The sequence below is a fragment of the Streptomyces sp. NPDC051987 genome (genome assembly GCF_040680735.1).
Lineage (GTDB): Bacteria > Actinomycetota > Actinomycetes > Streptomycetales > Streptomycetaceae > Streptomyces.
The window spans coordinates 77,093-97,433 of sequence record NZ_JBFAXI010000002.1 but is presented as its reverse complement, the minus strand read 5'-3'; the positions used below and the strand labels follow the sequence as shown (position 1 = coordinate 97,433).

Annotated in this window: 17 protein-coding genes; 7 read left to right on the top strand and 10 right to left on the bottom strand. The window is 72.9% G+C overall.

Features of this window, described 5'->3' with window-relative positions:
- Window positions 1-76: 76 nt before the first annotated feature.
- Both AB0M11_RS01470 and AB0M11_RS01465 read left to right on the top strand, forming a co-directional pair.
- Window positions 77-1,573, top strand: a complete 1,497-nt coding sequence (locus AB0M11_RS01470; RefSeq protein ID WP_365700121.1) for an amino acid permease — start codon at window positions 77-79, stop codon at window positions 1,571-1,573.
- Window positions 1,574-1,646: 73 nt separating this feature from the next.
- Window positions 1,647-3,098 carry a glycosyltransferase family 39 protein gene (locus AB0M11_RS01465; protein WP_365700119.1) on the top strand — a complete coding sequence of 484 codons (1,452 nt, stop codon included), beginning with the start codon at window positions 1,647-1,649 and terminating at the stop codon, window positions 3,096-3,098.
- A gap of 147 nt (window positions 3,099-3,245) precedes the next feature.
- Here AB0M11_RS01465 and AB0M11_RS01460 read toward each other — a convergent pair whose 3' ends face one another.
- The gene (locus tag AB0M11_RS01460) at window positions 3,246-3,617 is read right to left on the bottom strand and encodes an NTP pyrophosphohydrolase (RefSeq protein WP_365700117.1); all 372 of its coding nucleotides are present in this window, start codon (window positions 3,615-3,617) and stop codon (window positions 3,246-3,248) included.
- A gap of 64 nt (window positions 3,618-3,681) precedes the next feature.
- Here AB0M11_RS01460 and AB0M11_RS01455 point away from each other — a divergent pair, with 64 nt between their 5' ends.
- On the top strand, window positions 3,682-4,698 hold the full coding sequence (locus tag AB0M11_RS01455) for a hypothetical protein (protein ID WP_365700115.1): 1,017 nt from the start codon (window positions 3,682-3,684) through the stop codon (window positions 4,696-4,698).
- A gap of 69 nt (window positions 4,699-4,767) precedes the next feature.
- Here the strand turns inward: AB0M11_RS01455 and AB0M11_RS01450 are convergent, their stop codons facing one another.
- From AB0M11_RS01450 to AB0M11_RS01440, 3 genes are all read right to left on the bottom strand, one after another.
- On the bottom strand, window positions 4,768-6,897 hold the full coding sequence (locus AB0M11_RS01450) for a 3-hydroxyacyl-CoA dehydrogenase NAD-binding domain-containing protein (protein ID WP_365700113.1): 2,130 nt from the start codon (window positions 6,895-6,897) through the stop codon (window positions 4,768-4,770).
- Window positions 6,894-8,111 (bottom strand): acetyl-CoA C-acyltransferase, encoded by a 1,218-nt coding sequence (locus AB0M11_RS01445; RefSeq protein WP_365700111.1) that lies wholly within the window; start codon window positions 8,109-8,111, stop codon window positions 6,894-6,896. Before AB0M11_RS01445 ends, AB0M11_RS01450 begins: the two co-directional genes overlap by 4 nt.
- Window positions 8,112-8,466: 355 nt before the next feature.
- A complete protein-coding gene (locus tag AB0M11_RS01440) occupies window positions 8,467-9,480 on the bottom strand; it encodes a hypothetical protein (protein WP_365700109.1) in 1,014 nt (337 codons plus the stop codon).
- Between the two features lie 435 nt (window positions 9,481-9,915).
- On the opposite strand from AB0M11_RS01440, the gene AB0M11_RS01435 reads away from it, so the two are divergent.
- Window positions 9,916-10,653 carry a TetR/AcrR family transcriptional regulator gene (locus AB0M11_RS01435; RefSeq protein ID WP_365700107.1) on the top strand — a complete coding sequence of 246 codons (738 nt, stop codon included), beginning with the start codon at window positions 9,916-9,918 and terminating at the stop codon, window positions 10,651-10,653.
- A 16-nt stretch (window positions 10,654-10,669) separates the two neighbouring features.
- Here AB0M11_RS01435 and AB0M11_RS01430 read toward each other — a convergent pair whose 3' ends face one another.
- The 3 genes from AB0M11_RS01430 to AB0M11_RS01420 all read right to left on the bottom strand — a co-directional run bounded on the left by AB0M11_RS01430 (window position 10,670) and on the right by AB0M11_RS01420 (window position 13,832).
- Window positions 10,670-11,953 (bottom strand): ribonuclease D, encoded by a 1,284-nt coding sequence (locus tag AB0M11_RS01430; protein WP_365700105.1) that lies wholly within the window; start codon window positions 11,951-11,953, stop codon window positions 10,670-10,672.
- Between the two features lie 240 nt (window positions 11,954-12,193).
- Entirely contained in the window at window positions 12,194-12,853 is a 660-nt protein-coding gene (locus tag AB0M11_RS01425) for a response regulator transcription factor (RefSeq protein ID WP_181808392.1), read from the bottom strand.
- A 292-nt stretch (window positions 12,854-13,145) separates the two neighbouring features.
- Window positions 13,146-13,832: a DUF3000 domain-containing protein gene (locus tag AB0M11_RS01420; protein ID WP_365700102.1), complete on the bottom strand. Its 687-nt coding sequence runs from the start codon at window positions 13,830-13,832 to the stop codon at window positions 13,146-13,148.
- A 108-nt stretch (window positions 13,833-13,940) separates the two neighbouring features.
- Here AB0M11_RS01420 and hemE point away from each other — a divergent pair, with 108 nt between their 5' ends.
- Entirely contained in the window at window positions 13,941-15,008 is a 1,068-nt protein-coding gene (gene hemE, locus AB0M11_RS01415; protein ID WP_365700100.1) for a uroporphyrinogen decarboxylase, read from the top strand.
- 7 nt (window positions 15,009-15,015) lie between these two features.
- Here the strand turns inward: hemE and AB0M11_RS01410 are convergent, their stop codons facing one another.
- Window positions 15,016-15,840, bottom strand: a complete 825-nt coding sequence (locus tag AB0M11_RS01410) for a rhomboid family intramembrane serine protease (RefSeq protein WP_365700098.1) — start codon at window positions 15,838-15,840, stop codon at window positions 15,016-15,018.
- A gap of 120 nt (window positions 15,841-15,960) precedes the next feature.
- Between AB0M11_RS01410 and AB0M11_RS01405 the strand changes: the two genes are divergently transcribed.
- Complete coding sequence (locus AB0M11_RS01405; RefSeq protein ID WP_365700096.1) at window positions 15,961-16,263, top strand: hypothetical protein; 303 nt, start codon at window positions 15,961-15,963, stop codon at window positions 16,261-16,263.
- 67 nt (window positions 16,264-16,330) lie between these two features.
- On the opposite strand, the gene AB0M11_RS01400 is transcribed toward AB0M11_RS01405, so the two are convergent.
- Both AB0M11_RS01400 and AB0M11_RS01395 read right to left on the bottom strand, forming a co-directional pair.
- Window positions 16,331-17,719 carry an FAD-dependent oxidoreductase gene (locus AB0M11_RS01400; RefSeq protein WP_365700094.1) on the bottom strand — a complete coding sequence of 463 codons (1,389 nt, stop codon included), beginning with the start codon at window positions 17,717-17,719 and terminating at the stop codon, window positions 16,331-16,333.
- 37 nt (window positions 17,720-17,756) lie between these two features.
- A complete protein-coding gene (locus tag AB0M11_RS01395; protein WP_365700090.1) occupies window positions 17,757-18,665 on the bottom strand; it encodes a DUF4349 domain-containing protein in 909 nt (302 codons plus the stop codon).
- Window positions 18,666-18,821: 156 nt separating this feature from the next.
- On the opposite strand from AB0M11_RS01395, the gene hemG reads away from it, so the two are divergent.
- Entirely contained in the window at window positions 18,822-20,339 is a 1,518-nt protein-coding gene (gene hemG, locus AB0M11_RS01390) for a protoporphyrinogen oxidase (protein ID WP_365700088.1), read from the top strand.
- Window positions 20,340-20,341: the final 2 nt, after the last annotated feature.

Sequence of the window (20,341 nt, the reverse complement as noted above, 5' to 3'; positions counted from 1 at the left end):
TGGCGAGACCGACCCATCTGCGTGAACCTGCCTTTGCCGGGCATACGAACCTCCGGCTCTCTCGGGAGGTAGGCACGTGGGCAGCACGCTCTTCAGGACCAAGAACGTCGAACAGTCCATCAAGGACACCGAGGAACCGGAGCACGCGCTCAAGAAGTCGCTGTCGGCCCTGGACCTCACGGTATTCGGCGTGGGTGTCATCATCGGCACCGGCATCTTCGTCCTGACCGGCACGGCCGCCAAGAACAACGCGGGACCCGCCGTGGCGCTGTCCTTCGTCGTGGCCGGCGTCGTCTGCGGCCTCGCCGCGCTCTGCTACGCGGAGTTCGCCTCCACCGTCCCGGTCGCCGGTTCGGCCTACACCTTCTCGTACGCCTCACTCGGCGAGTTCCCCGCCTGGATCATCGGCTGGGACCTGGTGCTGGAGCTGGCGCTGGGCACGGCGGTGGTCGCCGTCGGCTGGTCGGGTTACATCCACTCGCTGCTCGACAACGCCGGCTGGCACCTGCCCGAGTACCTCAGCGGCCGAGACGGCGCCCACGGGTTCGGCTTCGACATCCTCGCCGCCCTCCTGGTCCTCGTCCTCACCTCGATCCTCGTCGTCGGCATGAAGCTCTCCGCCCGGGTCACCTCCGTCGTCGTCGCCATCAAGGTGGCCGTCGTCCTGGTCGTCATCATCGCCGGCGCCTTCTTCGTCCACAGCGGCAACTACAGCCCCTTCATCCCGGCCAAGGAACCCGTGCCGGCCGGCGGCAACCTCAAGGCCCCGCTGATCCAGCTGATGATCGGCTGGGCGCCCTCGAACTTCGGCGTGATGGGCATCTTCACCGCAGCCTCGGTCGTCTTCTTCGCCTTCATCGGCTTCGACGTCGTGGCCACCGCCGCCGAGGAGACCCGCAACCCGCAGCGGGACGTGCCGCGCGGCATCCTCGGCTCGCTCGTCATCTGTACGGCGCTCTACGTGGCCGTGGCCGTCGTGGTGACCGGCATGCAGAAGTACAGCGAGCTGTCCGTGGACGCCCCGCTGGCCGACGCGTTCAAGGCCACCGGGCACCCCTGGTTCGCCGGCCTGATCAGCTTCGGCGCCGCCGTCGGCCTGACCACCGTCTGCATGATCCTGCTGCTCGGCCAGTCCCGGGTGTTCTTCGCGATGAGCCGGGACGGCCTGCTGCCCCGCTTCTTCTCGCACACCCACCCGAGGTTCCGCACCCCGTACCGGCCGACCATCCTGCTGGGCGTCGTCATCGCGATCGTGGCCGGCTTCACCAGTCTCAGCGAACTCGCCGAACTCGTGAACATCGGTACCCTCTTCGCGTTCATCGTCGTCGCGATCAGCGTGATCATCCTGCGCAACACCCGGCCGGACCTGGAGCGGTCTTTCCGCACCCCCTGGGTGCCGGTGCTGCCGATCCTCTCCGTGCTGGCCTCGCTGTGGCTGATGCTCAACCTGCCCGCCGAGACCTGGCTGCGGTTCGCCGTCTGGATGGTCATCGGCTTCGCCGTCTACTTCCTCTACGGCCGCTCGCACAGCCGCCTCGCCCAGCCCGAGCGGAGCCCCGCCGACACTCCGTGATCGGCCAGATCGCCACGGCCGGCCCCGTATGTCCCGTCCGGGTGGGACTGCGGGGCCGGATAGCGTGCTCTCCATGCTTCTCGCGCCCCTCGCCCCCACACGGTCCGTAGTCGCAGGGAAGGGGTACTGGACGCGACTGCTGCCCCTGCTCGCCGCCCTGGCCTGCGTCACCCGGGTGCCGTCCTTCCGCAGGCCGCTGTGGAACCCGGACGAGGGCTTCCTCGCCGTCCAGGCCCGCCTGCTCGCCCGCGGCGGGCAGCTGTACGAGACGGTCGTGGACCGCAAGCCGCCGCTGCTGCCGTGGCTGTACGAGGGGGCGTTCGCGGTCTTCGGGTCCGGCTCGCTCACGCCGCTCCGGGTCCTCGCCGTACTGGCCCAGCTGGCCACCGCCGTCCTGCTCGCGTCGATCGCCCGGCGCCGCTGGGGCGACCGCGCGGGCCGTACCGCCGGGGCGCTGTACCTGCTGGTCTCGGTCGGGCTCAACCCCGAGGACGCGCAGGCGGCCACCTTCGAGGTGTTCATGCTGCCCTGCACGGCCGCCGCGATGTGGTGCGCCGACCGCCGCCGCTGGGGCGCGGCCGGGGCCGCCGTCGCCTGCGCCTTCCTCACCAAGCAGACCGGCGGGGCGGTCCTGCTCCCGGTGCTCTGCCTGCTGCGCCGTGACGGCGGCCCGCACGCGGGCCTGCTCCGGCTGGCGGCCGGCGCCGCCCTGCCCGTCCTCGGTGCGGCGCTGGCCACCGACCCGGGCGGCTTCGCCTTCTGGACGGTCACCGGCTCCGGCGCCTACGCCTCCTTCACCGGCTCGGAACTCCATGTCCTGGCACGGGCGTTGACCAACACGGCGATCCTCGCCGGGGCTTCGGCCGGTCTGCTGCCGCCCATCGTGCGGGCACTGCGCGTCGCCCGCACCGGAGCCGTCGACCTGTGGCTGTGGCTGGCCGCGTCGGCGGCCGCCGTCACCCTCGGCTTCCACTTCTTCGGCCACTACTTCCTGCAACTCACCCCGCCGCTCGCCCTGTTGGCCACCGCCGCGCTGCAGGTCCTGCCGTGGGACCGGACCCCGTCCGCCGTGCTCGCCTCGGCCTGTGCCTGCGTCCTGTTCCTGATCTGGGGCGTCCTGGCCCCGCGGCCCGAACTGGCGCACGCCCAGCGGCTGGCGCTCGCCCTGGACCGCCGTACCGCGCCCGGCGACCGGGTCCTGGTCTGGGGCATACACCCGGAGACGTACTGGCTCGCCGACCGCACCCCGGCCACCCGCTACCTCACCGCCGGCCTCCTCACCAACTTCAGCGGCGGCCGGGACGGCCCGCAGGTCGGCGAGAAGTACGCCGTCGCCGGCGCCTGGCCGGTCTTCCGCGCGGAGCTGGCCGACCGGGCGCCCGCCCTGGTGGTCGACGACTCCCGGGGCAAGCCGTACGGCCCCGACCGCGTCCCCAGCCTGCGCAGGCTGCTCGCGTCCGGCTACGAGCAGGCGGGCGAGGTCGACGGTGCGGTGCTGTACGTGAGGGCGCCGAACGCCCCGTAGGGGCGCTGGGGGTACCCCCGGCCGAAGGCTGGGGGAGGAACCGCGCGACCAGCCCCCACCGGCCCGCACCGGACGAACCGCCCGACCGGCGGCACGTGCGCTCACGAGGCGCCTTGGTCTCCTCCGACCTGGTCCGCCGGACAGGCCCTAGCGCAGCAGGGCGCTCGGCCCCATCACCTCGGCGCCCAACTCGGCCACCCTGCCGCGCAGTTCACGGTCGGCGGTGACGACGAGCCGGGGCCGTCCGGGGTCCTCGGCGGCCAGTTCCACGATCCGGTCGTCGCCGCTGCCCGGTGCCGACTCCACCCGTACCCCGGGCACCGACGCCACCCCGCGGGCCGAGCCCTCGACGACGAGCACCAGCTCCACCGGTGTCGGCCGGCCGGGCAGCCCCTGCTCGGCGAGCCGGTCGCGGAGCCGCTCGGCGGCCCCCCTGCGGTCCCGCCACCAGCCGTCCGGCCGCGACCCGACGACGTTCGCGCCGTCGATGATCACCAGCAGGGGAGCTTCGTCTTCCATGTCCCAAGCCTCGCATGCCCGGGGCCGCTCCACCGCCGTGACCGGCCCCGCTTAGAGTGAAGCGGTGAACGGCGACTGGCTTCTCCGCGGCCGTGACGGCCGGCTCAGTGTCTATCTGCCGTCGGGCGACGCCGTGCTGTGCCGGGCGGAACGCGGACTCGGCGCGCCCTGGGGCGCACCCCGGAAGATGGGCGGCGACCAACGGCTGCACCCCGGCTTCTCGGTGGGACAGGGGGCCGACGGATACGCCCACCTGGTCGCCTGGCGGCCCACCGTGCAGGGTGAGTCGGGTCTCGTCCACTCCACGCACTACCGGCCTCATCTGGCGGCCCTGGACTGGCACTCGATCGGCCACCCGAGCAAGAAGGGTGATGTCACCGGCACACCGGCCGTCGCCGTGGACGCGCAGGGCCGGGCCCATGTCTTCGTCCGCAACCGGGGACGCGGGGTCAGCATGGTCGCGCAGAAGGAGAAGGGCGGCTGGGATCCCTGGCGGGACCTGAAGGGGCGGCTGGTCGAGGACGGGCTCGCGGCGGTGACCGGCGAGTCGGGACGCGTCGAGGTGTACGCGGCCGTGCCCGGCGGGATCCTGTACTGGCGTCAGGAGGAGGCCGGCAAGCCGCCCGTGCTGCTCGAGTCACTGGAGACCCCGGTCCGGCCCGGGACCCTCACCGCCCTCGCCACCTCGGCGGAGAGCACCACCCTCTACTACACCGACGACGCCGGAGACCTCTGCGCCTGGCGTCCGGGCGCCAAGCCGGGCACCCTGCTCTCCTCCGCGGGGCCCGGCCCGGTCGCCGCGGTCCGCTGCGAACTCGACGGCCACGACTGCACGTTGCTCGCCCAGCGCTCGGCGAGCGGCCGGGTGGCCTTCGCCGCGTATCCGACCCAGGACGAGCGGGCGGGCGCCTGGTGGACCGAGTCCGGACCGCAGCTCCCCGCCGACGCCCAGGTCGCCCTGGCCACGGACGCGGAGGGCCGGGTGACCGCGGCCAGCCTGTCGCCGTCCACCGGTCAGTTCCTGCTGACCCGCCGCAAGGACGAGCCGGGGCTGGCACTTGAGGCCTGGCGCGAGCTCTGACGTCCGTCCCGGAACGGAGAAGGGGCCCGCCGCGTGGTGCGGCGGGCCCCCTTCACTGCGCTGTGGCCGTCACGCGGGGACCGAAGCCACGCCCGGGGCCAGGAACTTCCTTCCGTTCACGCGCTCCGAGACGCCCTCGCGGTCCAGGTACGGCGTGATGCCGCCCAGGTGGAAGGGCCAGCCGGCGCCCGTGATCAGGCAGAGGTCGATGTCCTGCGCCTCGGCGACGACACCCTCGTCGAGCATGAGCCCGATCTCCTGGGCGACGGCGTCCAGGACACGGTCACGGACCTGCTCCTCGGTGAGGACGGAGTCGCCCTGCTTGAGCAGCGCGGCGACCTCGGGGTCCAGCTCGGGCTTCCCGCTGTCGTAGACGTAGAAGCCGCGCTTGCCCGCCTCGACGACCGCCTTGAGGTTGGGGGAGACCGTGAAGCGGTCCGGGAAGGCCCGGTTGAGGGTCTCCGAGACGTGCAGGCCGATCGCGGGGCCGACCAGCTCCAGGAGTACCAGCGGGGACATCGGCAGGCCCAGCGGCTCGACCGCCTTCTCCGCGACCTCGACCGGCGTGCCCTCGTCGATGACGTTCTGGATCTCGCCCATGAAGCGGGTGAGGATGCGGTTCACGACGAACGCCGGGGCGTCCTTGACCAGGACCGCGGTCTTCTTCAGCTTCTTGGCGACGGCGAACGCGGTGGCGAGGGACGCGTCGTCGGTCTGCTCGCCGCGCACGATCTCCAGGAGCGGCAGGATCGCGACCGGGTTGAAGAAGTGGAAGCCCACGACCCGCTCGGGGTTCTTGAGCTTCGACGCCATCTCGGTCACCGAGAGGGACGAGGTGTTGGTGGCGAGGATCGCGTGCGCCGGGGCGACCGCCTCGACCTCCGCGAACACCTGCTGCTTGACGCCGATCTCCTCGAACACGGCCTCGATGACGAAGTCCGCGTCGGAGAAGCCCTCGGCCTTGTCCAGCACACCGGTGACCAGGGCCTTGAGGCGGTTGGCCTTGTCCTGGTTGATGCGCCCCTTGCCGAGCAGCTTGTCGATCTCGGCGTGGACGTAGCCCACACCCTTGTCGACGCGCTCCTGGTCGATGTCGGTCAGCACGACCGGCACCTCCAGGCGGCGCAGGAAGAGCAGCGCGAGCTGGGAGGCCATCAGACCGGCGCCGACGACACCGACCTTGGTGACGGGGCGCGCCAGGTTCTTGTCCGGGGCACCGGCGGGCCGCTTGCCGCGCTTCTGCACCAGGTTGAACGCGTAGATGCCGGCGCGCAGTTCACCGCCCATGATCAGGTCGGCGAGGGCCTGGTCCTCGGCGTCGTAGCCCTGCTGGAGGTCGCCGTTCTTGGCGGCGGCGATGATGTCCAGGGCCCGGTAGGCGGCCGGAGCGGCGCCGTGCACCTTGGAGTCCGCGATGAACCGGCCGCGGGCGACGGCCTGGTCCCAGGCCTCGCCGCGGTCGATCACCGGGCGCTCGACCTCGACGTCGCCCTTCAGCACCTGGGCGGTCCAGATCAGCGACTGCTCCAGGAAGTCGGCGCCCTCGAAGAGGGCGTCGGCGATGCCCAGCTCGAAGACCTGCTCCCCCTTGAGCTGCTTGTTCTGGTTGAGGCTGTTCTCGATGATGACCGAGACGGCCTTGTCGGCGCCGATCAGGTTCGGCAGCAGCGCGCAGCCGCCCCAGCCCGGGACCAGACCGAGGAAGACCTCGGGCAGCGAGAACGCCGGGATGGCCTTCGACACGGTCCGGTACGTGCAGTGCAGACCGACCTCGACGCCACCGCCCATGGCCGCGCCGTTGTAGTAGGCGAAGGTCGGCACGGCCAGGCCCGCGAGGCGCTTGAAGACCTCGTGGCCGCCCTTGCCGATGGCCAGCGCGTGCTCGTGCTCCTTGAGGAGCTCGACGCCCTTGAGGTCGGCGCCGACCGCGAAGATGAACGGCTTGCCGGTGATGCCCACACCGACGATCGCGCCCTCGGCGGCCTCCTTCTCCACCTGGTCGATCGCGGTGTTGAGGTTCGCCAGCGAGGCCGGGCCGAAGGTGGTCGGCTTGGTGTGGTCCAGGCCGTTGTCCAGGGTGATCAGCGCGAAGCGGCCGGCCCCGGCCGGCAGGTCGAAGTGACGTACGTGCGCCGACGTCACGACCTCGTCGGGGAACAGGTCCGAGGCCTGCTTCAGAAGCTCGGCGGTGGTGCTCACTTGTCCCCCTCGAAGTGCGGGTTCTCCCAGATGACCGTCGCGCCCATGCCGAAGCCGACGCACATGGTGGTCAGGCCGTAGCGGACGTTCGGCTGCTCCTCGAACTGGCGGGCGAGCTGCGTCATCAGACGCACGCCCGAGGAGGCGAGCGGGTGACCGAAGGCGATGGCGCCGCCGTACTGGTTGACGCGCTCGTCGTCGTCCGCGATGCCGTAGTGGTCGAGGAAGGCCAGCACCTGCACGGCGAAGGCCTCGTTGATCTCGAACAGGCCGATGTCGGAGATGGACAGCCCCGCCTGCGCGAGCGCCTTCTCGGTGGCCGGGATCGGGCCGTAGCCCATGACCTCGGGCTCCACACCCGCGAAGGCGTACGACACGAGCCGCATCTTCACCGGCAGGTTGTTCTCGCGGGCGAAGTCCTCGGAGGCGATGATCGCGGCGGTCGCGCCGTCGTTCAGACCGGCCGCGTTACCGGCGGTGACCCGGCCGTGCACCCGGAACGGCGTCTTCAGGCCCGACAGGTTCTCCAGCGTGGTCCCCGGGCGCATCGGCTCGTCGGCGGTGACCAGACCCCAGCCGGTCTCGCCGCCCTCGGGGTTCGTCCGGCGCACCGAGATCGGCACCAGGTCCTGCTGGATCTTGCCGTTGGCGTACGCCTTGGCGGCCTTCTCCTGCGAGCGCACCGCGTACTCGTCCGCGCGCAGCTTGGTGATCTGCGGGTAGCGGTCGTGCAGGTTCTCCGCGGTCATGCCCATGAACAGGGCCGACTCGTCGACCAGCTTCTCGCTGACGAACCGGGGGTTCGGGTCCACGCCCTCACCCATCGGGTGCCGGCCCATGTGCTCGACACCGCCGGCGATGGCCACGTCGTACGCGCCGAAGGCGACGGAACCGGCGACCGTGGTGACGGCGGTCAGGGCGCCGGCGCACATGCGGTCGATGGAGTAGCCGGGCACGGAGGTCGGCAGGCCCGCGAGGATGCCCGCGGTACGGCCGATGGTCAGGCCCTGGTCACCGATCTGCGTGGTCGCGGCGACGGCGACCTCGTCGATCTTCTTGGTGTCCAGCCCGGGGTTGCGGCGCAGCAGCTCCCGGATCGCCTTCACGACGAGGTCGTCGGCGCGGGTCTCGTGGTAGATGCCCTTCGGGCCCGCCTTGCCGAACGGGGTACGGACGCCGTCGACGAAGACGACATCCCTGACGGTACGAGGCACGATTGGCTCTCCTCCAGGGTGCGGGATGGCACTGCTGCGATGCGCTGAGCGCGCGCTCAGTGCCCATGCTACTTATGAGTAACGTGACTGCCCAGTCCTGGCGGGGGGAGCGGCGAACGTCACACAGGGAAGAGCCGCGTCGGACCCGCGGACTCGTACGGCGGGCAGCACCGGCGCGGTGGACGGACGCCGCGCGCACGGCTCCGCCCGCGCTGTCCGCAGCTCGAAGATGCGGGCGTTGCCCGTCAGCAGCAGCAGCTGCCGCCGGGCGGGGGCGGGGTGGCACCGGGGCGCGGGTGACGTGAGCACAGGGGCTCCTCTCGGGTGGTGGGGTGCGGGCGCGACGGCCGCCGGGTCATGGGTGGTCCTGGACGGCGGAGACGGAGGGCGGGGGCCGGCGGGCGCGCACGCCGGCGGCCCGGTGGCGTCCGGTCGGCGGATGCGGTGCCTCGTCGGCGTGCGCCATGACCGGGGCCGCGAGCGCGCAGATCAGCCGCGGTCCGCGGTCCGCAGCGCCGTCGTCGCCGTACGCGAGCCGGAGGGAGGCCGGGCCGCACACCACGCCGAGCGCGTCCAGCACCCGGGCCGTGTAGCGCGCGAGGGCCGGGTCCGGCGGGCCGTCCGGCGGGCGCGGACCGGTGGGCGCGTCCGGCCGCAGGCCGGTGACGACGTGCTCGGGCCGTCCGTCCGGCCCCGGGCGGGTGACGGTGTGAAGCGTGTACCGGCGGCGGCCGGGCAGCTCGGACAGCACCAGGTGCGGGCTGCCGGAGTGCCGGGCTGCCGCGTGCCACAGCTCCGGCCAGGCCGCGCCGATCCGGTGTTCGTCCGCGCACTCCACCGCGTCGACCGGGGTGCCTGCGGCCGCCGGGGCGAGCAGGTAGCCGGTCGCGGGGGACGACCGGGCCCAGGCCACCGCGTCGGCCAGCCGCGCGGTACGGATGCCCCGCAGCGCCGGTATCCCCAGCCGGGCCAGCCGGGCCGCCTGGGCCCCGCGGTCGTACCGCAGCGCCGACGACACCGGATCGGCGCCGGGAAGGCCGAGCTGCCAGGCGATCCGCTCGGCCAGCTCGATCCCGCCGGTGCCGCCCGCCACGACGGCCGTCACCCCCAGTGCCCGCAGCGCCTTGACCGTCTGGCGCAGGCCCCCGTGCACGACCGTGTCGCCGTAGCCGACCGGCGGCGCCGCGTTCCGGTACGCGGGCGGGCGCAGCCGGCGCTCCGGGAGGACGGCCACGGTCCGCCAGCCGTGCCGCGCGAAGGCCCGCGGATGCGGACCCCCGCCGTCGTACGGGGCGACCACCGCCGCGGCACCCGCCGCGGGACCGGCCCGCAGCACGGCCGTGACGGCGGAGGGCGGGACGCTGGTCATGGCGCGGGACTCCTGGGCGGGATCGGCGGGTGCGGTCGGTGGTGGGGGCACGACCGCGGTCCGGCTCGCCGCGCGGCCGGCGAAAGTGTCCGAAAGGGCGCTGTCCCGCCGGGCCCCCGTGCCGCCGGATGAGGTCCGGGCCAGAAGGGACCGCTCGGTCTCTTCTGGCGACGACCAGTCTGAAACGCGGGCCGAAGGACGTCAAGCATGCCTTGCACAAAGGCGGTTTACGTCGTTCGGGATGGCTGGACTTGTCAGTACCAGAGTCGGTCACTGTCCCTTACATGTCCGTGGTGTCACGGAGTGGCCCTGTCCGCTCCCGAGAGCCCCCTCACGGCCCCTCACCCGGGCCGTCCTCGCGGTAGGATCGGCGGGCTGATCAACGCGTACTGGAATTCGGTCAGGGACACGGACGGGCCTCGAAGGCGAGATCGCATGAGCAACCCGCGCAGGCCGCGACGTCAGCAGCAGCGGGCCATCGACACCAGGCAGCGCATCCTCGACACCGCGGGCGCGCTCTTCGTGCGGGACGGCTACGAGGGGACGTCGGTCGGTGACCTCATCGCCGCCGCACGGACCAGCAAAGGGGCCTTCTACCGGCATTTCCCGGGTGGGAAGGCCGACGTGGCGACGGCCATCATGCGGGACACCCTGACCATGGAGGGGCTGCGCGAACAGCGTTTCATGCTCCAGGAAGTGGTCGACATAGGGATGATCCTGGCCTACCGGATCTCCCACGAGAACGCGCTCCAGGCCGCTCTGAAACTCTCGTTCCACAGCAACGCGCCGGAAACCTACGGCACGCCCTGGCCGGACTGGATCGTCTTCAACAGGGGACAGCTCGCCGAAGCACGGCGGCGCGGGGAGTTGAAGCCCTTCGTCGACGTGGCGGAGCAGGCCCACCAGATCGCGGGGAACTGGGCCGGAACGGTGCTCATCTCGAACACCGTCGACCGGCACCTGGGACATGTCGAGGCGCGGATCTCCCGCATGTACCGCAATCTGGTGACCGCGATCGCGGTCCCGGACCTCCTGCCCGAGCTCGACCTCTCCGTGGACCGCGGCAGACACCTCTACACCGCGTTCCTCGAAGGCCCGGCCGAACCGGCCGACCAGGGGGAGCCGGCCGACCAGGGGGAACCGGCCGACGCGGAAGAGGGAGACCCGGAGTGAGCGGGCGCCTGTCCGCCTAGGAGGCGGACAGCGCCGTCACCAGCTCCGGGGTCACCTGCTCCACCTGCCAGGGCCGCGCCCCGTACCCCGTCAGCGCCGCGGCCACGGTCTCCGCGTCGACCACCTTCGGCGGCTCCCAGCAGATCCTGCGCACCGTGTCCGGGGCGATCAGGTTCTCCTGCGGCATGGTGAGCCGCTCGGCCAGCGCCGACACCGCGGCCCGTGCCGCCGACAGGCGAGCCGCCGCGGCGGGATCCTTGTCGGCCCACGCCCGGGGCGGCGGCGGCCCGGTCACCGGCTGCCCCGGCTGCGGCAGCGCGGCGTCCGGCAACGCCCTGGCGCGGTCCACCGCGGCCTGCCACTGCTCCAGCTGCCGGCGGCCCATCCGGTGGCCGTAGCCGTTCAGCCCCGCCAGGGCGTGCACCGTGGCCGGCAGCGCCAGCGCCGCCTCCACGATCGCAGCGTCACCGAGCACCTTGCCCGGCGACACGTCCCGCTTCTGCGCGATCCGGTCCCGGGTCTGCCACAGCTCCCGCACCACCGCCAGCTGCCGGCGCCGGCGCACCTTGTGCATCCCCGACGTCCGGCGCCAGGGGTCCTTGCGCGGTTCGGCCGGCGGCGCGGCCGCGATCGCGTCGAACTCCTGCCGCGCCCACTCCAGCTTCCCCTGCCGGTCCAGCTCCTTCTCCAGGGCGTCCCGCAGGTCCACGAGCAGTTCCACGTCGAGCGCGGCGTACCGCAGCCAGGGCTCGGGCAGCGGGCGGGTCGACCAGTCGACGGCGGAGTGGCCCTTCTCCAGCACGAAGCCCAGGACGCCCTCGACCATCGCGCCCAGCCCGACCCGGGGGAACCCGGCGAGCCGCCCGGCCAGCTCGGTGTCGAAGAGGCTGCTGGGCGTCATGCCTATCTCGCGCAGGCAGGGCAGGTCCTGGGTGGCCGCGTGCAGCACCCACTCGGCGCCGGCCAGCGCCTCGCCGAGGCCGGACAGGTCGGGGCAGGCGACGGGGTCGATCAGCGCGGTGCCGGCGCCCTCCCGGCGCAGCTGGACCAGGTAGGCGCGCTGGCCGTATCGGTAACCGGAGGCCCGCTCGGCGTCGACGGCGACGGGGCCGGAGCCGGCCGCGAAGGCGGCGATCACGCGGGCCAGCGCGGCCTCGTCCACGACCACCGGCGGAATGCCCTCACGGGGCTCGAGCAACGGGATCGGCGCCTCCGTCACAGAAGATCCGGCGTCGTCCGGAGGAGTGCCCCCGGTGGTGCGCAGTGAACTGTCTGCTGCGGTGTCTTGGGCGTCGGTCACATGTCAAGGGTATCTGTGTGTGGACGGCGTCCGTCGACGGAACGTTCCGTCGACGGACGCCGGAGGGTCGTAAACCAGTCAGGCCGGTGAAAGATCAGGTCCACGAACGGGGGACAGTGGGCTGCGGCGGGGCGCCGGACCGGCGGCCGGTCCGGTCACACCGGTGAACACCTGACCAGTCGGTGATCGGCGAGTGGTGATCGGGGAGCGGGTGATCGGGGAGCGGGTGATCGGTGAGGTTCAGTGGATGATGCCGGTGCGCAGGGCCACGGCGACCATCCCGGCGCGGTCGCCCGTGCCCAGCTTGCGGGCGATGCGGGCGAGGTGGCTCTTGACGGTGAGGGCGGACAGTCCCATCGAGACGCCGATCGCCTTGTTCGACTGGCCCTCCGCGACCAGCCGGAGCACCTCGACCTCACGGCCGGAGAGCTCGCGGTAGCCGCCCGGGTGGCTCGGGGCACCCGGGGGGCGGCGGTGCATGCGGGCGGCGGCGCCGATGGGGGCGGCACCGGGTCGGGTGGGGAGCCCGATGTTGGTGCGGGTGCCGGTGACGACGTAGCCCTTGACGCCGCCGGCCAGGGCGTTGCGGACGGCGCCGATGTCGTCGGCGGCGGACAGGGCCAGGCCGTTGGGCCAGCCCGCCGCGCGGGTCTCGGACAGCAGGGTCAGGCCGGAGCCGTCGGGCAGGTGGACGTCGGCGACGCAGATGTCGCGGGGGTTGCCGATGCGGGGACGAGCCTCCGCGATGGACGAGGCCTCGATGACATCGCGCACGCCGAGCGCCCACAGGTGGCGGGTGACGGTGGAGCGGACGCGCGGGTCGGCCACGACCACCATGGCGGTGGGCTTGTTCGGGCGGTAGGCGACCAGGCTTGCGGGCTGCTCTAGGAGAACGGACACCAGGCCTCCTGGGTGGGGGACGGGGCCGGCTTGGGGGGAAGAAGCCGGGACGAACCGTGCTTTCAAGGTCACAGTCGTCTTCGGCATCAAACCCGTCCGCCTTTAGAGAATGATCACGATCTGGTGAGTAACAATACGTGCAATTCGGACACGCGATCGATCATCCGAAGATCGAGTCGGTTCGGGCTGTAGCGGTACGGGACAGAAAGTGGCCGTATCGACAAAGAGATGGTCAATGAAGGGTGAGTCGGCGGGACCCGGGTGGACGGGCCCCGATCCGTGACGTGCGGGTTCAGCGGGCCTGCGGGTCGCGGCGCTGCGGCAGCGTGACCACCGAGGCGTCACCGGGGGCGGCCGGCGGCAGCCCCGCCACCTGCGCCAGCAGGTCGCACCAGGAGGCCAGGTGGGCGGCGGTGTCCGGGGCGCCGGAGCGGCCCTCCCGGGGCGTCCAGGAGGCCCGGATCTCGATCTGCGAGGCGGCGGGGCGCGCCGACAGCCCGCCGAAGTAGTGCGAACTGGCGCGGGTCACGGTCCCGCTCGGCTCCCCGTAGGACAGGCCGCGCGCCTGGAGCGCGCCGGTCAGCCACGCCCAGCAGACGTCCGGCAGCAGCGGATCGGCCGCCATCTCCGGCTCCAGCTCCGCGCGTACCAGGGTGACCAGCCGGAACGTGCCGTGCCAGGCGTCGTGCCCGGCCGGGTCGTGCAGCAGGACGAGACGCCCGTCGGCGAGATCCTGCTCGCCGTCGACCACCGCCGCCTCCAGGGCGTACGCGAACGGGGCGAGGCGCTGCGGGGCGGGGGTCGGCTCCACCTCGACCTGCGGCCGCAGCCGGGCGCCGCGCAGCGCGTCGACCGCGGCCCGGAAGGCCGGCGGTACCGGTGGCGCCGTACTCCCGGTATGTCCTTCGCCCTCCCCGGTGTCCTTCCCTTCGCCCGTCCCGCCAGCGCCGTCCGACAGTCGTCCCTGAGCCGCAGCCATGCGGGGAAGAGTAAGGGGAACGACGCCTTCGCGCAGGGAGAGACACCACCTAAGGACCATGTAAGGGCGCTGCGGGACCGGCTCCCGGGGCGTGCGAGACTTGCCGTCGTGAGTGCGAACGGAAGCCCTGCGGGCCAGCAGCCGACAGCGACGTACGACAGTGCCTTCCTGAAGGCGTGCAGGCGCGAACCCGTGCCGCACACCCCCGTGTGGTTCATGCGCCAGGCCGGCCGCTCACTGCCCGAGTACCGCAAGGTGCGCGAGGGCGTCCCGATGCTGGAGTCCTGCACCAGGCCCGAGCTGGTCGCGGAGATCACCCTCCAGCCCGTCCGCCGGCATCACGTGGACGCGGCGATCTACTACAGCGACATCGTCGTCCCGCTCAAGGCCATCGGCGTCGACCTCGACATCAAGCCCGGCGTCGGCCCGGTCGTCGCGGACCCGATCCGCACCCGCGCCGACCTCGCCCAGCTCCGTGACCTCACCCCCGAGGACGTCTCCTACGTCACCGAGGCGATCGGCCTGCTCACCGCCGAGCTCGGCCCGACCCCGCTGATCGGCTTCGCCGGCGCCCCCTTCACCCTCGCGAGCTACCTCGTCGAGGGCGGCCCCTCGCGCACCTACGAGAACGCCAAGGCGATGATGTACGGCGACCCGGAGCTCTGGGCCGACCTGCTCGACCGTCTCGCCGACATCACGGCCGCGTTCCTGAAGGTGCAGATCGAGGCCGGCGCCTCCGCCGTCCAGCTCTTCGACTCCTGGGCCGGGGCGCTGGCCCCCGCCGACTACCGGCGCTCGGTGCTGCCCGCCTCCGCGAAGGTCTTCGACACCGTCGCCGGGTACGGCGTCCCGCGCATCCACTTCGGGGTCGGCACCGGCGAACTGCTGAAGCTCATGGGCGAGGCCGGCGCGGACGTCGTCGGCGTCGACTACCGGGTCCCGCTCGACGAGGCCGCCCGCCGCGTCGGCCCCGGCAAGGCGCTCCAGGGCAACCTCGACCCGACCGTCCTGTTCGCCGGCAAGGACGCGGTGGAGACCAAGGCGCGCGAGGTGCTCGACGCCGCCGCCGGTCTCGAAGGCCACGTCTTCAACCTGGGCCACGGCGTGATGCCGTCCACCGACCCCGACGCGCTGACCCGGCTCGTCGAGTTCGTCCACACCGAGACCGCCCGCTGACGCGACCTCACCACGAGTGCCGGGGCCGGGCCCGCCTGCCGAAGAGCAGGCCGCGCGGCTCCGGCGGCGGGGGAGTGCCCGGCTTGAGCGGCCAGGCGAGCACCATGCCGACCAGGAAGCCGACGATGTGCGCCGCGTACGCCACGGTCCCGGCGTCGGAGACACCCTCGCCGGACGAGTACACGGCCTGCAGCACGAACCAGAAGCCCAGCACCAGCCAGGCGGGCAGCCGCAGCGGCAGGAAGATCAGGAAGGGCACCAGGACCCAGACCCTGGCCCTCGGGTAGAGGACCAGGTACGCGCCCAGGACCCCGGCGATCGCGCCGGACGCGCCGATCAGCGGGTCGCCCGAGGACGCGTTCAGGAGCGCGAAGCCGTAGCCGGCCGCGTAGCCGCAGAAGACGTAGAAGAGGAAGAAGCGGATGTGGCCCATCCGGTCCTCGACGTTGTTGCCGAAGATCAGCAGGAACAGCATGTTGCCCAGCAGGTGCAGCCAGCTGCCGTGCAGGAACATCGCCGTGAACACCGACAGCGCCGGTGACTTGTCGTAGTGCGGCGGGCCGACGACACAGCCGGCGCCGTGGCGGCCGACGCCCACCTGGCCGGTCGGGACCAGCTGCGGCATCTGATGGTGGATCAGCTCTCGGGGGACCGCCGCGTAGTGGTCCATGAAGGCCTGCAGATGACACAGCTGCGCCAGATCGCTGCCGCCGGCCACGGAACCGGCTATGCCGGGCGTGAACAGGAAGACGAGCACGTTCGCGGCGATCAGCGCGTACGTCACGTACGGCGTGCGACGCACTGGGTTCACGTCATGAACGGGGATGACCACAGCTGACTAGTGCCCAGGCGGGGGGCGCTCGATGCGCGGGGATTCGCGGTGAACGTCGGCACGCGCGCGTGCGTATGTCCTTGCGACCGAGTGAGGTTCAGGCGACGTGAGGAACAGGCGATGAACGAGCAAGTTACTCCTCAGGCATTCCCTCCCATGCAGGCGCTGCCCGACGGCGAGGCGGAGCTCTCCCTTGTCGTGCGGATTCCCTGGGAGGACGTGGCACGGCTCGGTCAGGAGGCGGGACGGCTCGCCGCGCAGATGCAGCGGCCGGTGACGCTGGACGAGGCGGTGAGCAACCGGCTGCGGTCGACGCGACCCGCGGCCGCGCATGCGCGGCCGGGGACCGAGCAGCCTGCTGCTGCGGCTGCGCCGGGTGGTGCGGGGGTGACTTCGTTGCCGCGGATCAGCGGGACGGCTTGATCGCCGTTGCGGGGTGCGGGTGGGCTGTGGCTGGTCGCGCAGTTCCCCGCGCCCCTGACGGGGCGCTTCAGTGACCGTTGCGCACCTTGGTCGCCGCCTTCCTGGCCGCTACGAGTACCGGGTCCCACACCGGGGAGAACGGTGGGGCGTAGCCCAAATCCAGGGCTGTCATCTGTTCCACCGTCATGTTCGCCGTGAGGGCCACCGCGGCGATGTCGACCCGCTTGCCCGCGCCCTCGCGGCCCACGATCTGCACGCCGAGCAGGCGGCCCGTGCGGCGTTCGGCGAGCATCTTGACGGTCATGGGGCTCGCGCCGGGGTAGTAGCCGGCCCGGCTCGTGGACTCGACGGTGACCGTCTCGAACCGGAGGCCCACCCGGAGGGCGTCCTTCTCGCGCAGGCCGGTGCGGGCGATCTCCAGGTCGCAGACCTTGCTCACCGCCGTGCCGACGACCCCCGGGAAGGTGGCGTAACCGCCGCCCACGTTGGTGCCGATGACCTGGCCGTGCTTGTTGGCGTGGGTGCCCAGCGGGATGTACTGCTCCTGGCCCGAGACCAGGTTCAGGACCTCCACGCAGTCGCCGCCCGCCCAGATGTCCTCGTGCCCGCGCACCCGCATCGCGAGGTCGGTGAGCAGTCCGCCGTGACGGCCGACGGGCAGGCCCGCCGCCTGGGCGAGGCCGGTCTCCGGACGGACGCCGATGCCCAGGATCACCACGTCCGCCGGGTACTCGGCGTCCTCCGTGGCCACCGCGCGCACCCTGCCGTCCTCGCCGGTGAGCAGCTTCGTGACCTCGGTGCCGTTCACCATGGTGATGCCGAGGCCCTCCATGGCCGTGTGCACCAGGCGGCCCATGTCGGGGTCGAGCGTGGACATCGGCTCGCTGCCGCGGTTGACGACCGTCACCTCGTAGCCCCGGTTGATCAGCGCCTCGGCCATCTCGACCCCGATGTAACCGGCGCCGACCACCACGGCCCGGCGGCCACCCGTGCGGGCCAGCGTGTCGAGGAGGGCCTGGCCGTCGTCCAGGGTCTGCACCCCGTGCACCCCCGGCGCGTCCCCGCCGGGCATGTCCGGCCGGATCGGGCGGGCGCCGGTGCCGATGACGAGTTTGTCGTACGACGTCCAGGACTCGGCGCCGGAATCGACGTCACGCGCGCGGACCCGCTTCCCGGCCACGTCGATCTCCATGACCTCGGTACGCATCCGCAGGTCGATCGCGCGGGCGCGGTGCTCCTCCGGGGAGCGGGCGATCAGGTCCTCCCGCTCCTCGACGTCGCCGCCGACCCAGTACGGGATCCCGCACGCCGAGTAGGAGGAGAAGTGGCCGCGCTCGAAGGCCACGATCTCCAGTTCGTCCGGTCCCCGCAGCCGGCGTGCCTGGGACGCCGCGGACATGCCCGCGGCGTCACCGCCGATCACCACCAGTCGTTCCCGCCCACTGTTCATGGTCATGCGAACACGCTACGGGGCGCGCTCACTTCGGACTCGCTCAGGGCTCACCGCCGGGCCGGGCGGCGGTGCGGCGCCGGCGGTTGCGCCACCACCACAGCAGCGCCGGTACGGCCGCCAGGGCCGCGAACGGCAGCGCCGCGCCCACGGCCAGGGCGATCCAGCGCAGCAGGGTGACGAAGACGTGCCAGCCGCCGGACACGGCGTCCGTGAACCCCGGGCTGTCGTCCTTCGCGGCCTTCCGCACCGGCGTCTGGGTGAGGGACAGCGTGATCGTGGCCATGCTGGTGCGGTCCTTCAGGGAGGCCTGCTGGGCCAGCAGCGCCTCCAGGTCGGCCTCCCGGCTGCTCAACTCCCCTTCCAGGGTGACCACGTCACTGATCTTGGCCGCCCGGTCCATCAGCGCGCGGACCCGGGCCACGCTGGCTCGCTGCGACCTGATCCGGCTCTCCACGTCGACCACCTGGCCGGTGACGTCCCGCGCCTTCGCGGTGCGGCCGATCAGCCTGCCCGCGCCCTGGAGGCCGGTGAGCACCTCGTCGTACCTGTCGGTGGGGACCCGGAGTACCAGGCGGGTGCGTTCGTGGCCCGCCGCGTCCCGGCTGGTGGTCTCGTCGCCGACGTAGCCGCCGGCCTCCCCGGCCGTGGTGCGAGCCGCGTCCAGGGCCTTGGGGACGTCCTTGACCTGCACGGTCAGGGAGGCGGTGCGGATGATCCTGGCCGCGGTGAGGTCGGGTGCCGTCCTGGCGGTCCCGCCGCCGGCGTCCTGGGCACCCGCGGAGCCCGCCGCCTCCCCCACGGCGCTGCGCACGTCGGCCTTGGCATCGCTCGCGGGGCCGCCGTCGGAGCTGTCGTTCGCACTGCAGCCGGTGAGGACGAGGGCGGCGGCCAGCAGGAGACCGGCGAGAGCGGGGCGTACGGGTCGTGCGGGGCGTACGGGACGGCGCATGGTTCCCCCCGAGGGCGGTGACGAATGACGCGACTTCGACGCCGGGGCGGGGCGGGACGTTCGGGGGCGACGGTCCCGGTCCGGTCACGGTCCGGGCGCGTACGGGTCACCGGGCCGGGGCGGGCTTGTCAGTGGGGGTCTGAGAGAGTGGGGGACATGAGCGCAACGGGTACGGGCACGGGGCATGTCGTCGTCATCGGAGCCGGGATCGCGGGGCTGGCCGCGGCGCACCGGCTGGTGGAGCGCGGCGCGCGCGTGACCGTGCTGGAGGCCTCCGGGAGAGTCGGCGGCAAGCTGCTCCCCGGCGAGATCGCGGGCCTGCGGGTCGACCTGGGCGCCGAGTCGATGCTGGCCCGCCGGCCCGAGGCGGTCGCCCTCGCGCGCGAGGCGGGTCTCGCCGACCGGTTGCAGCCGCCGGCCACCGCCACCGCCTCGATCTGGACCCGGGGTGCCCTGCGTCCCATGCCCAAGGGCCATGTCATGGGCGTTCCCGGCACCGCCGCCGCGCTGTCCGGCGTGCTGTCCCCGGAGGGCCTCGCCCGCATCGGGCGCGACGCCGACCTGCCCCGCACCGAGATCGGCGACGACGTGGCGGTGGGCGAGTACGTGGCGGCCCGGCTCGGCCGGGAGGTCGTCGACCGGCTGGTCGAGCCCCTGCTCGGCGGCGTCTACGCGGGCGACGCGTACCGCATCTCGCTGCGCTCGGCGGTCCCGCAGCTCTACCAGGCGGCCAGGACCCACACCTCGCTCACCGAGGCCGTCCGCGAGATCCAGGCCAAGGCCGCGGCCGGCCCGCAGGCCGGGCCGGTCTTCATGGGCATCGAGGGCGGCGTCGGCACCCTCCCCCTCGCGGTGGCCGCGTCGGTCCGCGCCCGCGGCGGCGAGATCGTCACCGGCGCACCCGTGACGCAGCTGCGCAGGGTGCCGGCCGACCACGCGGCCGCGGCCGCCGGTGGGGACTCCCGGGCCGGTGCGCCCGCCCCCTCGCCGGCCACCGCCTGGCGGGTGGTCGCCGGCGACCGGGTGCTCCACGCGGACGCCGTGATCGTGGCCGTCCCGGCCCCCGTCGCCGCCGGCCTGCTGCGTGCCGAGGCGCCCGCCGCCGCGGCCGAGCTGGCCGCCGTCGAGTACGCCTCGATGGCCCTGGTCACCCTCGCCTACCGCCGGGCCGGCCTGGACCTGCCCGAGGGCAGCGGTTTCCTCGTCCCGCCCGTCGACGGCCGCACCATCAAGGCCTCCACCTTCGCCTCCCAGAAGTGGGGCTGGATCGCCGAGGAGGACCCGGACGTCGTCGTGCTGCGCACCTCGGTCGGCCGGTACGGCGAGACCGAGATCCTCGGCCGCGCGGACGCCGAGCTGGTGGAGCTGTCCCGGCGCGACCTGCGGGAGGCCGCCGGCCTGGACGCGGTCCCCGTGGCCACCCGGGTCACCCGTTGGACCGACGGCCTGCCCCAGTACCCGGTCGGCCACCACGCGCGCGTGGCCCGCGTCCGCGAGCACGTCGCCAAGCTCCCCGGCCTCGCGGTGTGCGGTGCGCAGTACGACGGTGTGGGCATCCCGGCCTGCATCGCGAGCGCGAACGCGGCGGTGGACCAGCTGGCGGGCGACCTCAGCGGTGTGGCGGAGCTGACGGCCAACCCGGTGCAGAGCCTGCACGGCGGAGCGGGAGAATAGGG